Source organism: Haloterrigena gelatinilytica (assembly GCF_013342145.1).
In the GTDB taxonomy this organism is placed as follows: Archaea; Halobacteriota; Halobacteria; order Halobacteriales; family Natrialbaceae; genus Haloterrigena; species Haloterrigena gelatinilytica.
In genome coordinates this window covers 126996-140454 of record NZ_JABUQZ010000001.1, presented here as the reverse complement: position 1 = coordinate 140454, position 13459 = coordinate 126996, and the positions used below count along the sequence as shown (strand labels likewise).

At 65.8% G+C, this 13459-nt stretch carries 13 protein-coding genes and 1 tRNA gene; 10 read left to right on the top strand and 4 right to left on the bottom strand.

The window, feature by feature from the left end; all coding sequences use genetic code 11:
* Positions 1 to 3: 3 nt before the first annotated feature.
* The 9 genes from HTZ84_RS00755 to twy1 all read left to right on the top strand — a co-directional run bounded on the left by HTZ84_RS00755 (position 4) and on the right by twy1 (position 7442).
* The gene (locus HTZ84_RS00755; RefSeq protein WP_174678927.1) at positions 4 to 1077 is read left to right on the top strand and encodes a hypothetical protein; all 1074 of its coding nucleotides are present in this window, start codon (positions 4 to 6) and stop codon (positions 1075 to 1077) included.
* Between the two features lie 203 nt (positions 1078 to 1280).
* Positions 1281 to 1892, top strand: coding sequence for a DUF1326 domain-containing protein (locus HTZ84_RS00750; protein WP_174678926.1), 612 nt, complete (start codon positions 1281 to 1283; stop codon positions 1890 to 1892).
* A gap of 32 nt (positions 1893 to 1924) precedes the next feature.
* Positions 1925 to 2716: a DUF2182 domain-containing protein gene (locus HTZ84_RS00745; protein WP_174678925.1), complete on the top strand. Its 792-nt coding sequence runs from the start codon at positions 1925 to 1927 to the stop codon at positions 2714 to 2716.
* Between the two features lie 170 nt (positions 2717 to 2886).
* Positions 2887 to 3435 carry a DNA starvation/stationary phase protection protein DpsA gene (dpsA, locus tag HTZ84_RS00740; protein WP_174678924.1) on the top strand — a complete coding sequence of 183 codons (549 nt, stop codon included), beginning with the start codon at positions 2887 to 2889 and terminating at the stop codon, positions 3433 to 3435.
* A gap of 13 nt (positions 3436 to 3448) precedes the next feature.
* Entirely contained in the window at positions 3449 to 4030 is a 582-nt protein-coding gene (gene dpsA, locus HTZ84_RS00735) for a DNA starvation/stationary phase protection protein DpsA (protein ID WP_174678923.1), read from the top strand.
* Complete coding sequence (gene dpsA / locus HTZ84_RS00730) at positions 4027 to 4596, top strand: DNA starvation/stationary phase protection protein DpsA (protein ID WP_174678922.1); 570 nt, start codon at positions 4027 to 4029, stop codon at positions 4594 to 4596. Before dpsA (HTZ84_RS00735) ends, dpsA (HTZ84_RS00730) begins: the two co-directional genes overlap by 4 nt.
* Before the next feature lie 426 nt (positions 4597 to 5022).
* Positions 5023 to 5709: an HAD-IIB family hydrolase gene (locus tag HTZ84_RS00725; RefSeq protein WP_174678921.1), complete on the top strand. Its 687-nt coding sequence runs from the start codon at positions 5023 to 5025 to the stop codon at positions 5707 to 5709.
* Positions 5710 to 5996: 287 nt separating this feature from the next.
* Positions 5997 to 6284 (top strand): hypothetical protein, encoded by a 288-nt coding sequence (locus HTZ84_RS00720; protein ID WP_174678920.1) that lies wholly within the window; start codon positions 5997 to 5999, stop codon positions 6282 to 6284.
* Between the two features lie 120 nt (positions 6285 to 6404).
* Positions 6405 to 7442, top strand: a complete 1038-nt coding sequence (twy1, locus tag HTZ84_RS00715; protein ID WP_174678919.1) for a 4-demethylwyosine synthase TYW1 — start codon at positions 6405 to 6407, stop codon at positions 7440 to 7442.
* 142 nt (positions 7443 to 7584) lie between these two features.
* Here the strand turns inward: twy1 and HTZ84_RS00710 are convergent, their stop codons facing one another.
* The 4 genes from HTZ84_RS00710 to HTZ84_RS00695 all read right to left on the bottom strand — a co-directional run bounded on the left by HTZ84_RS00710 (position 7585) and on the right by HTZ84_RS00695 (position 12891).
* Positions 7585 to 8697 carry a glutamate-cysteine ligase family protein gene (locus tag HTZ84_RS00710; RefSeq protein ID WP_174678918.1) on the bottom strand — a complete coding sequence of 371 codons (1113 nt, stop codon included), beginning with the start codon at positions 8695 to 8697 and terminating at the stop codon, positions 7585 to 7587.
* A 207-nt stretch (positions 8698 to 8904) separates the two neighbouring features.
* Positions 8905 to 10347 carry an oligosaccharide flippase family protein gene (locus HTZ84_RS00705; RefSeq protein WP_174678917.1) on the bottom strand — a complete coding sequence of 481 codons (1443 nt, stop codon included), beginning with the start codon at positions 10345 to 10347 and terminating at the stop codon, positions 8905 to 8907.
* A gap of 21 nt (positions 10348 to 10368) precedes the next feature.
* Entirely contained in the window at positions 10369 to 11781 is a 1413-nt protein-coding gene (locus HTZ84_RS00700; protein ID WP_174678916.1) for a sulfatase-like hydrolase/transferase, read from the bottom strand.
* Positions 11782 to 11883: 102 nt separating this feature from the next.
* Complete coding sequence (locus HTZ84_RS00695) at positions 11884 to 12891, bottom strand: polysaccharide pyruvyl transferase family protein (protein WP_174678915.1); 1008 nt, start codon at positions 12889 to 12891, stop codon at positions 11884 to 11886.
* Between the two features lie 255 nt (positions 12892 to 13146).
* Between HTZ84_RS00695 and HTZ84_RS00690 the strand changes: the two genes are divergently transcribed.
* Positions 13147 to 13221, top strand: a tRNA-Met gene (locus HTZ84_RS00690).
* The last annotated feature ends 238 nt before the right edge of the window (positions 13222 to 13459 follow it).

The following is a 13459-nucleotide window of genomic DNA, read 5'->3' as shown; positions in this document are numbered from 1 at the left end:
ACCATGCTCGGAACCGTACTCCAACTTCCGATCATCGGCATGGAGACCGAAGCGTTCGCCGTCCTGCTCATCGCCGCGCTCGCCGGCGGGGCGTTCGGCGCGGCCCTCGGCGCGCTTCCCTCTTTCGTCTTCACCGGCTTCGTCGTCTTCCTCGGCGAAGGGCTCGCCGTCCTCGAGGGCGAAATCGGCGCCGCCGAGGCGATCGGCGCCGGCGACATCGCGACGGGCATCACCGACGTAATCGGCTTCGGCGCGGTCACCGGGCCGCACATCGCCTTCGCCGGCGGCGTCGCCGCGACGGCCTACGCCGGGCAGAAGTACCCCGAGATGGAGCCCGACGACTGGGACTACCACTTCGGGAAGAACATCCTCTACGCCTTCGGGACCAAACCCGACATCCTCGCGGTCGGGGCGCTCTTCGGCGCGCTCGGGATGCTCATCACCCAGGTGATGGCCGGGCTCGGCTTCCCGACGGACAACATCGCGCTCTCGGTCGTGGCGACGGCGTTCCTGGCGCGGCTCGCGTTCGACTATCCGATAGTCGGCCGGGTCGGCGGCTCGAGCGTCCTCGACATGTCCCCGTTCGAGCGCGAGGAGAAGCGCGTGGCCGCTGACGGCGGGACCCAGACCGACCGGCTGGCGACCGAGCCCTGGCTGCCACACCAGTACGAGTGGTCCGGCGTCACCGCCATCGGCCTCGTCGGCGGGATCCTCGGCGGCTTTATCTGGCTCGAGACGGGCAGCATCTTCCTCGGCTACGCCATCTCGGCGATGAGTCTGCTCTTCCTCAACCTCGGGGTCGAGAAGATTCCGGTCACCCACCACATCACGCTGCTGGGCGCCGTCGGCGCGGTGATCGCGATGCCCGCGATCGGGAGCGAACCGGTCGCCCTGCTCGTCGCCGGCGCGTTCGGCGCGATCAGCGGCCTCATCGGCGAGGTGTCCCAGCGCGTGTTCTACTCGCACTCCGGGACCCACGTCGACCCGCCGGCGATGGCCATCGCGGCGTTCATGTTCGTCCTCGGTCTCCTGTATCTGGCCGGACTGCTCCCCAACGCGGGCTATCTCGGACTCTGAGGGAATCCGAAATTCGACTGTGGTCCGCCTTTCCCCACTTCTGGATGATGTCTGGGTTCCGGTACCATTGACGCTCACCGTGCGGAATGCTGTTTTCTGAGCGGCGCGTATCGGACGGGCAATTCGGCGCTTTCATCGGGTGGGCTAGTTTCACTAGATAGCTTTATCGTGCCACTTGCTGCCGTATAACACGGTGTTCGGCAATGGCAAAGGAGTGGCTCATCGAGGGAGACTACGTCGAAGCCTGCAACTGCGACGTCGCCTGTCAGTGCGTGTGGCTGGAACCGCCGGACGACGACGTCTGTACCGTCTCGCTGGCGTGGCACATCGAGGAGGGAAGCTACGGCGACGTCGACTTGAGCGGGGTGGACGTCGGCATGCTCATTTCGACCGATGAGGGCGTCATGTTCGCCCCCGAGACGGAGTGGGACGTCGTGTTGCTCGTCGACGAAACGGCCGACGACGACCAGCGCGAGGCCATCGAGGACATCTATTCCGGACGCGCCGGTGGTATCTGGGCACCCGTCGCCGATACGCACGTCCGGTCCGCCGACGTCGCGACCGTTCCGATCGACTTCTCGCGGGACGGATCGGATTTCTCCGTCGAGATCGGGGACGCCGTCGAGATGGACGCGAGCGGCGCGGTCGGGTTCAACGAGGAGGTCGGGACGGTCTCTCCCCACCCACTGACCGAGAGTCTCGAGGTGCAGACCGGCAAGTCGACCACGGCCACCGTTTCCTACGACGACCGGTTCACGTGGGACGTTTCGGGGAACAACGCCTACCTCGGGGACTTCGAACTGGCGAACTCCTGAGGACGGGACGACGGCGATACGGACGATCTACCATGGGGGGACACGACTCGTTTCGAGACCGGCTCACCCGCCGACGCGTTCCGGTCGTCGCGCTCGTCACGTACGTACTCGCGTTGCTCGCGTGGGCGGCGGTCGTCGGTCGGTGGCTCCCGATGCCTGGCGGACAGTCGGAGCTGCGGCTGTCCGACCCGGGAGCACCGGAGGCGATGGCGGTCTCGAACGGGTTGACCGGTATCTGCCTCTATCTGCTCATGTGGGGGACGATGATGATCGCCATGATGTATCCCTCGTCGGTCCCGCTCTTTCGGCTGTACGCCGAGACGCTCGAGGGGACGACGACCGCGGGGAAGGTAGCGCGAGTCGGGGCGTTCGTCGGAACGTACGCGCTCGTGTGGACGCTGACGGGAATCGTCCCGCTCGTCGTCAACGCGCTGGTGCCGATCGTCACCCTCGCGAACGCTCACGGCGGGCTCCTGGTGGGCGGGTCGTTGCTCCTCTTGTCGGGGTACCAGCTCTCACCGTACAAGTACCGGTGTCTGCGGTATTGCCGGTCGCCGCTCGGATTCCTCATGAGTCATCACCGATCGGGGGTGCGCGGTGCCGTTCGGATGAGCTGGCAGTTCAGCCGCTTCTGCGTCGGATGTTGTTGGGCGCTGTTCGCGTTCGTGGTGATCGTGGGCTCGATGAATCTCGTCTGGATGGCACTCGTCGCGGTCGTGCTCTCGCTCGAGCGGACGGTCACGTGGGGAGAGCAACTGGCACGTGCGGTCGGAGTTCTCGCCGGCATCGCCGGGAGTACCGTCATCGTGCTCGCACTGGTCTAGCAGTAGCGTTAAGATGTATTTTGCAGAGCGTGGGGGAGCGGACACCCAATCGTCCCTGGGGAATTTAGTAGGCGTTCTGCTATTACAGGACCGACAAAACGGATTTAGGCTCCCCAAAAGTATTTAGTACCTGAAAGGTATATGAGGGCCGAGCGATTACACACTATGAGATGAGTTCCCAAGAGACAACCGTCCGTCAACAGGCAGGCACCGTCGATGAAAACGCTCTCCGGCTCGATCAAGACAAGGCCGAGCAGATCGTGGAGGCACTAAACTCCGAACTGGCGAACGCGTACGTCCTCTACCACCAGCTCAAGAAGCACCACTGGGTCGTCGAGGGCGCCGAGTTCCTCCCGCTTCACGAGTTCCTCGAAGAGGCCTACGAGCACGTCGAAGAGGGCGCCGACGAGATCGCCGAGCGCGCCCAGGCGCTGGGCGGCGTCCCCGTCTCGGGCCCGTCAAACCTCGAGGACCGCGCGACCGTCGAGTTCGAGGGCGAGGACGTCTACGACGTCCGCACCATGTTCGAGAACGACCTCGAGATGTACGGCGACATCATCGAGTCGATGCGCGGCAGCATCGAACTCGCCGAGAACCTCGGCGACCCCGCCACGGGCGAGATCCTCCGCGAGATCCTCGTCCACCTCGAGGAAGACGGCCACCACTTCGAACACTACCTCGAAGACGACACGCTGGTCCTCGAGAGTGCCACTCACTGAACGGGTGACCTGAATGGCACAAAAACAAGGCCGGCTCGTTCGGGAACCCGATACGGGCGAGCGCCGTCAAGAGTGGGGCACTATCGCGGAGAACGCGCTCCGGATCCACCCCGCCGATGCCGAGGTGATCGTCGACGCCTTGAGCATCGACCACGCGGGATCGTTCAACCTGTTCTACCTGCTTCGCAAGCATTACTGGACCGCTGCAGGTGCCGAACACGAGGCGGTCGCTACCTTCCTCGAGGACGCCTACAAGCGCGTTCGCGAGATGAACGACGACCTCGCAATTCGGATCGTCGAACTCGGAGGGATTCCGCCAAACACGCCGCCGACGCTTCAGGACCGGGCCGAAGTCCACCTCGAGGCCGAGGATCTCTACGACCTTCGTGCCTCCCTGGACGGCGATCTCGAGGGGTACGCGACCCTGATCGTCAGTATGCGCGAGCACATCGCGCTCGCGGAAGAACGGAGCGATCCGGGCACGGCCGAACTGCTCCGCAACTATCTCGAAGACCTCGAAGCGGACGCTCACGTCATCGAGCAATTACTCGAAGCTGATACGCTCGTTCAAGCGGAGGTGCTGAAGGAACGATGACGAGTACACCACACCTCCGACGACCCGATCAGTCTCACCTCCGCCAGGAGTGGGGGACGGTAGCCGACAACGCGCTCCGTCTCGAACGGGACGCGGCCGAACGACTGGTCACGGCCTTGAACAGCGAGGTATCGGGTCTGTATATCCTCTTCAATCAGGTGCGCAAGCATTACTGGCTCGCCGAGGGGGCCGAGTGGGGACCGGTCAGTGGGTTCCTCGAGGATGCCGCCGACCGGCTCACGGAGATAACCGACGACATCGCCATTCGGATCACCGCGCTCGGCGGTGTCCCGGCCTGCGGGCCGATGGGGATCCGCCAACACGCGCCGATATACGTCGAAGACGCTCATCACTACGATATCCGCTCGTCGCTCGAGCGCGACCTCGACGGGTACGCGACGCTCGCGGTGCAGTGGCGCGAACACATCGAACTGGCGGACCGACTCGGGGATACGGCGACGAGCGAACTCCTGCGTCGCCATCTCGAGACACTCGAAGCGGACGCTCACGTCCTCGATCGGTACCTCGCTGACGATACGCTCGTTCTTCACGACGCGACGAGGTGAGTTGCCTCTGGGGACACCCCCGTCGGATTCGATTCATCGATATATCACGATATTCGGGATCGAAGTCACCGGCAGTCGGTTCGATGTGCGAAAAAGCGCGTCCCGGTTGAGACGGTACTGCGTAACCGCGAGTTCGACTCGATAAGCGTCTTTTAGACGGTTCCGAACCTTCGTATATGCCTCCTGACCAGAGAACGGGTTCACAGCTCGGAGCGTGAAGCCGTTGAGTAGATGGATACGGACTGCCACGATGTCGTCGTTGAGTCCGCATCGGTCAGTGTGTACATACCGAAACCGCGCTACGATCTACTGCTCGGGCAGGCTTTCGGACGATAGCGGGTGGCCGGACGACGTCACTGACCGATCTCTCGGTCTCGAGCGCACTGAACCGACTCCTTTAGGTCGCCCAGCCCTCGAGTGACGGCCATGACAGCCGATCCGCCGCTCGTCCTCGACATCGACGGCACGCTCACCCGCCCGGAGGGGTGGGGCATCGATCCGCGCGTCTTCGATCCCCTCCGCGAGTGGGACGCGCCCGTCGTGATCGCCACCGGGAAAGCCTTCCCCTACCCCGTCGCGCTCTGTCACTTCGTGGGCATCCCCGAACTCGTCGTCGCCGAGAACGGCGGCGTCGTCTACACCGGCGACGACGTCTTCTTCACCGCCGACCGCGCGGCCGCCCAGGCCGTCCTCGAGGACTATCGCGCCGCCGGCTACGAGACGGGCTGGGGTCCGGAGAACACCGTCAACCGGTGGCGCGAGACCGAGATCGCCGTGAACCTCGACCAGCCCGTCGAACCCCTGCGCGAGATCGCCGCGGACTACGGCCTCGAGGTGATCGACACCGGCTACGCCTACCACGTCAAGGACACCGATCCGAACAAGGGCGACGGCCTCGAGACGATCGCCGAGCACGCCGATATCGACCTCGAGCGAACCGTCGCGGTGGGCGACTCGATCAACGACGTCTCGACGTTCGAGGCCGTCGGCCGGAGCTTCGCCGTCGCCAACGCCGACGAGCTGGCGCGGGACGCGGCCGACGAGGTACTCGAGGACGTTCACGCCGACGGCACGCTGGCCGTCCTCGAGCGAGTTCGCGGGTCGGTCGACTGACTCGTGGTGGAGGTTCGACCCTCGAATTGATTATAAATCGAGAACACAACCTCACGCTGGCAACAGTGAGTGCCACGCCCTCCCCAACCGATTCGCTCGCTCTTTTCAGTCGCTCACTCATCCCTCGCACAATTTTGGATCACGGCTCCCTCGGCGGTCGCCGTGATCCAGCGCGCGCCACCGCAGAGAGCCACCTCGAGCGGACGCGTACACCGAACGACGGACTCGAGCGCGGCCGATCAGGCCCCACTCAGAACGCTTTTCTTTCGGCCGACGAACGCTCACGTATGGTAGTCGACACCCTCGTCGCCGTCGTCGGCGTGGTGGGGACGATCGGGCTCTTCGCCTGGACCTACCGGGACGCCACGGCCAACGAGGTCTCGAGGCCCCTGCTGTGGGCCGCCTTCTCCGGGGGCGCCGTCGCGGTCGGCGCGGGGCTGTTCCTGTTCACGTCCGCCCCGACGACCGGCACGATCATGACCGCCAACACCGGCCTGGTGCTGTACGGCTTCGAACGCGAGGTCACGCTCGAGGACGACGAACCGGCCGAACCGGGCGAGTTACCTCACAAGTAGGCGCCGCTCGAGACGGCCAATACGGAGACGCCGTTCGAGTTACCCCCGCGAGCGAAATCGGCCGCGTTCGACGCGCGACACCACACACCTTTTGGTCGGGCCCGACCAAGCGAGGGCAACATGAGCGACTCCGCCGACACCGGCGTCGAGGGCGGGACCGACACCGACGCCGACCGCGAGGAGGGCGCAGACGGCGGCGCGATGCAGGTCTCGAGTCCGGACTACCACAGCGAGAACCACACCGCCGCCCAGACCTGCGGCTGGACGGCAAACGCCGTCCGGGGCGAGGGGAAGTGTTACAAGTACATCTACTACGGGATCGAGTCCCACCGGTGCATCCAGATGACGCCGGTCGTCCGGTGTAACGAGCGCTGCGTCTTCTGCTGGCGCGACCACCAGGGCCACACCTACGAGATGGACGACGTCGAGTGGGACGACCCCGAGGCGGTCGTCGACGCCTCGATCCGGCTCCAGAAGAAGCTGCTCTCGGGCTTCGGCGGCAACGACGAGGTGCCACGGGAGGTCTTCGAGCAGGCGATGGAACCCCGACACGTCGCCATCTCGCTGGACGGCGAGCCGACGCTCTACCCCTATCTGCCCGAACTCATCGAGGCCTTCCGCGACCGCGATATCACCACCTTCCTCGTCTCCAACGGCACCCGGCCCGAGGTGCTCCGGGAGTGCGATCCGACGCAACTGTACGTCAGCGTCGACGCCCCCGAGCGCCACACCTTCGATCAGGTCGTCGGCGCGACGGAAGAGGACGCCTGGGAACGGCTGCTCGAGACGATGGACGTTCTCGCCGAAAAGGACGAGACCCGCACGGTGCTCCGGACGACGCTCGTCGAGGGCGAGAACATGCACCACCCCGACTGGTACGCCGGCTTCTACCAGCAGGCCGATCCCGACTTCGTCGAACTGAAGGCGTACATGCACGTCGGCCACTCGCAGGGTCGCCTCGATCGCTCGGCGATGCCCGACCACGAGGAGGTCATGGCGTTCGCCGACGAGGTCAAGGCGTACATGCCCGAGTTCACCGAGTCTCGAGGGGTGCCGGAGTCCCGCGTCGCGCTCCTCGCGAAGCAGAAGGACACCTGGGTTCCCAAACTCAAGAAGGGAAGCGAGTTCTGGGAGCGCGATCCGGTCGTCGGCGACTGAGCGCGTCGCCGATCGGTCGCGTTGTCGGTGCTATTGTACTCTGTCGCTCGCGTCGCCGACGCGATTGTATCGACCGGAGCCCGAGCCGTCGGAGCTATCGTTGTGTTGGCTATCGCTCGAGTTATCGGACCTGATACGCCGCTCAGTCGCTGTGCAGCGGCTTCGCCCGCCGCACGTCCCGCTCGAGTCGCTCGGCGTACTCGAGCCGAAGTGCTCGCGCCGCGTCGGGTCCGACCCGTCTCCGACCGCCGATCTCGTGGGAGAGCGGCGCGTAGGCGTCGACGTCGAACCCCATCCGCTCGAGGTACGATCGAACGGCGTCGGACTCGAGTCCCGACCGAATCGCGGCGTCGGTGTACTCGAGGACGGCGTCGAACTCCGGGAGCGTGATCGTCTCGTCCGTGACGCGGCCCTCCTGCCCGTCGACGCGCACGTCGGTGTTCTCGAGGTCCCCGACGAGGTCGGCCAGACGGTTCGCCAGGCTGACGACCTGGCTCGGCAACGCGGTGTCCGGCGAGCGCCACTCGACGGTGGAAAACGACGAGCGAAACTGGACGGGCGTCCAGACCGCGCTCTCGGGGTCGAAGTTCGACTCGAGGGTCCGCCGCGAGACCCCCGCGTCGGTCGCTACGGTCACGAACTCCTCGTGCCGTCGCTCGAGCCGTCGCGTCCACTCCGTGCGATCCGAGACGTAGCGCCAGAGCCACCCCTGGTGGGGGACGTCGTCGTACGCCAGCCAGCGGTAGCACTTCGACCGGGCGCCGGCCGCCATCGGACGCCCGCGGTAGTACGGCGACGAGTTGACAAGCGCCAGCGCGGGGTCGAGCGCGACGAGGGTGTTTAACTGATCGATTTCGCGCCCCGGCTGCTGTTCGACGTGGACGTGGGTCCCCGCGCAGTGGCGCACGTACTCGAAGTCCTCGCCGACGACCGTGTTCTGGATCCGCGTCCGATCGCTCGGCAGTTCGCGGATCCGCTCGTCTCCCACCGGCGTCGCCAGCGGCACGAGTCCCTTGCCGAGCTCGTCGGCCCGCTCGAGGACGGCGCCGATCCGGTCGAACAGCTCCGCGCGCAGTTCGGCCGCCGTCTCGCAAGGCGTGGTCTTGATCTCGAGCACCGGTTCGACGAACTCCCGTTCGGCTCCCGGCGACGCCGCGACGAGGTCGCCTGGCTCGGTCAGCCGTCCCTCGTCGTCGATCACCCAGTACTCGACCTCGATGCTCCGGCGTCGCGGTTCAGCGTGGTCTACGGACACGGGTAGTTCGGTGGAGCACCGGCGCGTCTCTGCTGCGGCGTGACTCGGTTCCGCCGATCAAAGATTGGTGGTAGCATATCACACGGTTCTATCCATCGAACACCCTCAAGAGTATTTCGTCTATGGAGACATTAGCCGCAACGACCGCGTATACGGGTCGGAATCGTACCGAACCCGTCTAAAGACGCGCTCGAACGCCGGGGACGGCTAGCTCTCGAAGCGCGAACTGCGGACGACGCCCCTGATCGTGATGCGGAGCTTTCGGCTGATCGCCGCCAGCGTGACGGCGTAGACGGCCGCGCCCAGCGCGACGATCGCGAGGAGCTGGTACCAGTGATCGACGGCGACGGCGCGTTCGACCGGAACGATCACGGCGAACATCGCGAGGCCGGCCGCGAACTGCTCGCCGAGCGTCCGCGGGAAGAGGACGACCGACGGGAGCTGCCGTTTGATGACGACCGCCGAACAGACGTACCGGAGCGTCTCGGCGACGACCGTCGCGATCACGACGCCGATCGCGCCGTAGACGAGCGTCAACGCGACGCCGAGGACGATGTTGATCCCGAGCGTGATCGCCGAGACCCGCGTGTTGATGTCGGGCCGATCGATCCCGTCGATCACGCTCGTGAGCACGCCGGCCTGGGTCTTCGCGATCTGGTAGAGCGCGAGTCCGACGAGGAGCACGGCGGCCTCGGCGTACTCGGGGCCGAAGAAGGTCACGACGAGCCGTTCCGGCATCGCGACGGCGCCGAAGAACATCGGGATCGCGACGATGCTCGTAAACGCCAGCGTGTTCGAGACGTCCGTCCCCAGCTCCTCGCCCTTGCTGTGTCTGTGGCTCACACGGGCCATCAGGCCGCTCGAGGCGGCCATCGTCACGAACGTCGCCGGCACCGTGAGCTTGAGCGCGACCTCGTAGTGGCCGGCGGCGGCGGGCGCCAGCAGGTAGCCCAGCAGGATGATGTCGAACCGATCGTAGGCCTGACTGAGCAGCGAGTTCGGAATGCTGAATCTGGCGTACGACCAGAGGTTTTCGACGGTCTCGCGACCCGGCGCGACCGGCCGCACGCGGACGAAGTACCAGAGGATCGGCACCGTCAGGAACGTCGCCGCGGCCAGCCCGTAGGCCATGCCGGCGGCGCCGAGCCCGAGCAGGATCAGCCCCAACTGGAGCGGGAAGGTCAGCAGCGATCGGAGCGCGTCGGTCCACATCGACGCCCCGACGCGGCCCCGCGCCTGCACCATCAGATCCAGCGGCTCGAAGAGGGTGACGGCGAACAGCAGGACGACGAACAACACCGGCGCCTCGGGGAGCCCCGTGTAGTCGACCAGCTGGTTCGACGCGACGAGCGTCACCGCGCAGACGAGCGCCATCCAGACCACCGTGAACAGCGCCTGGCTGCCGACCAGTTCGCCCGCCTCGGTGTCCGCCTCCGAGAACCGCTTCTTGACCGCGGTTCCCCACCCGTTGACCGCCCGGTCGGCGATCTTCACCAGCGAGAAGAGGAGGTAGTAGCCGCCGAATCCGGTCGGACCGAGCACGCGCGCGAAGACGATCGTTCCGAGGAACCCGATCGCGGCCATCGAGAACTTCGCGGCCGTCGCCTTGAGCGTCTCGCCGCCGAGGCTGACGGAGGTCGCGTCACTCATGGCTTCGTCTCGAGACCACCGTCACAGATACCCCAGCTCCTCGAGCTGGGATTCCAGACCGTCCATATCGGCCTCGGAGAGCCCCTCGCGGCGCTCGAGGTCGTCGACCAGTCGACCGAGCGTCGACTCGAGGGTCGCCGGGTCGCAGTCGCCGATCAGCTCGGTCCCGGACAGCCCCTCGAAGTAGTAACAGTCGGCCGTCGCGACGCCGTGGCGTTCGCGGTCGACGGGGCCGATATCGTAGCCGTCCTCCTCGAGCGCGAGCGCGCGTCGCTTCGAGATTCCGTGGAACTCGAGCAGCGCGCTCGATCGCGGCTCGGCGTCGACTGGGTCGCTCGAGCACAGCGGACGGAACGACTCGCCGCGGCGGTGAGCCGACTCGATACCGGCGAGGTCGAGTACCGTCGCGTAGACGTCCAGCAGGTTCACGAGGGCGTCCCGCGTCGGTCGCTCCGCGCCGTCCGCGTTGGGGGTTCGGTCGTCGGCGTTCGGGCCGGGCGCGGAGACGACGAGCGGGACGCGGGTCACCGGCGGGTGGAGACCGCCGCCGTGTTGCCACGCGCCGTACTCCCCGAGCGCTTCGCCGTGGTCGGCGAGGGTCACGACGTAGTCGAACTCGGCGGCGAGCTCCGCGTAGATGTCGCGGTAGATGTCCGACAGGTACCGCACGGCGTCGTCGTACGCGGTCCTGATCCGGTCCGGATCGGCCGACGGCTCCCCGAGCGTGGCTTTCACGCTGTCGAAGTGCGGCGACTCCTCGTCCGGATGGGTCTTGTACTCGTCGGGCGGGTCGTACGGCAGGTGCGCCTCCATCAGATTCGCGAAGAGGAACTCGCCGTCTCGGGCCCACGACCCGTCGCGGACGTACTCGAGGAACTCCGCCGCGCCGTCGTCGGGGTGGCGTCCCTTGAGGCCCATATCCCGGAGCTTCATCAGGGCGCCCTGTTTCAGCGACTGGGTCGTATCGCAGTCGTCGTCGACGCACCGCCAGAGCGCCCGGAGGTATCGTTCGGGACCGTCGGCCCGGTGTTCGGCGATGAACTCGTCCCAGTCGAAGACGTCCTCGCCGAGGCCGCTGAGCCGCCAGCCGCCGTCGAACTCGTCGAAGCCGTGGTGCCAGCCCAGCTGCTCCGAGATGTTGACGTTGCAGCTGAACGCTCGCGTCCGGTAGCCGCGGTCCCGGAGGAGTTCGGGGAGGCGAGTCGTCTCCCGGTCGAAATCCTGGGATTTGATCGTCACGCCGGCCTCGCTCGCGTACCGGCCGGTGAACAGCGAGGCGTGGGCCGGGGCCGTCCAGTGGCTCGTGCTCCACGCGTTCGCGAACTGCACGCCAGGCAGCCAGTCGAAGTGCTCGTCGAAGGAATCCGCCCGCAGGGTATCGAGCACGACGAGGGCGATGGATGGCTCGTCTCCCATGGTTGCGTGTCCGTTCATCCTACCAGCCCTCCGCCAAAGAACCTAGTCCCGGCAATGGACTCGACTGCGGGAGCGCTACTTGCCGTCGCTCTCCGGTCGACAACGCGGTCACGCTCATCCTCACAGGACCGTCGTGACCCCTTCCTCGAGGGCCTCGACCTGTTCGTCCTTCTCCCGCTCGAGTTCGTCCATGTCGAACCGGACCGGCTCGCTCGTGACGTCGCCCTCGATCGGGACCCGATCGAAGAGGTTCGCCCGCGGCGTGTCGAAGTAGAACTGCGCCCGGTTGCCGTAGGTCAGGGCGGGCAGGCAGGCGTGGATCCGGTCCGAGCGAACCACGTCGGCGTTGGCGTAGAGGAAGAGGTAGTCGGTCACCATATCGGAGACGAAGACGTTCTCCGCCTCGAACAGCGGCGTCTCGAGGCCGAGCAGTTCCCGCGCTCGCTCGCCGACCGGGAAGTGGTACGGTTCGTCGAAGGGCGCGTGATCGGGCCTGATGATCGTCGACGCGCCGTCGACGTCGGGCTCCTCGCCCTTGTCGAACGTGTGGACGTCGAACTCCCGGTTCGCCTCTGGCGGCTGGTGCGCGTCGCCCAGGAACAGCGAGCAGTCGATGCCGTCGTACAGGTACTCGACGAGGTCGCCGTACTCCTCGTAGGCGGTTCGATCTCGCGTGAGCAGGACCTCGATATCGAGCGCGTCGAAGACGGCCTCGACGTCCTTACGCTCGGCCTCGTCGTACTCCTCGCCACCCCCACCGATGATAACGATCGGAATATCTCGCTCCCTGAGTCGAGTGAGCGTGTCGAAGTACTTCCGGAACGTCGGCCGGGAGAGCACGCAGCCCGGCAGGACCGCCAGATCGGCGTCGATCAGTTCGCTGACGTTCAGCACGTTCTGCCGAATCTGGTGAGTCGGCGACTCGTAGTCCGCGCCGCGGCCCGCCATCCGTTCGAACTTCCGGGTCCCGCGCCACAGCGCCGCGGTGTCCGCCGCGTGGTTCGGGTAGCCGCCAGTCTCGACGATCTCGGCGTCGGGAAACGCCCGCTCGAGCATCGCCTTCGCCCCGTAGTCGATGAATCCGTTCCCGATGTTCGTCGTCCACGTCCGCAAAAGCAGGATTCTCATTGCGCCCGTCTCCGCCGGAATAGGGCATAATTATGGGGAGGCTACGGACATACAACAGTCCGATTCGGCGCCGGATGGCGGATTGGAGATGGTGGTCTCGAGTCGAATTGTATCGAGCGGAACGGTCCACGAGAGATTGCAGACGGTAATCCGTCGCTGACGGCTCCGTACCGGCTACGCGACGAGTGTCAGCTAGTCATCTCGAGACAGGAACGAATACCAAGCCTTAATCGTGACCAGCAGAGAGGGATAGATAGCGGGATGGGATAGCCAGGAGATTCCGGCGGGCTCATAACCCGCAGACCGGTAGTTCAAATCTACCTCCCGCTATGTTTTGGCGCGAACAAACTCGTGAGCGCCATCCATAGCACGGTGGTCGTTTGAACCAGACAGCGCTCGAGCGAAGCGAGAGTGCTGGCGTGGTTCAAATCTACCTCCCGCTGTGTCTCGGGGCGAACGCGAACGTCGATTCCTGTTCAAGGATCACGAACTCGAGGCAGCACCTCGCTAAAATCGGATCGCGGAGGATCGAACGCGACCATCTCGTCTGCAACCGAACGGCAGCTGC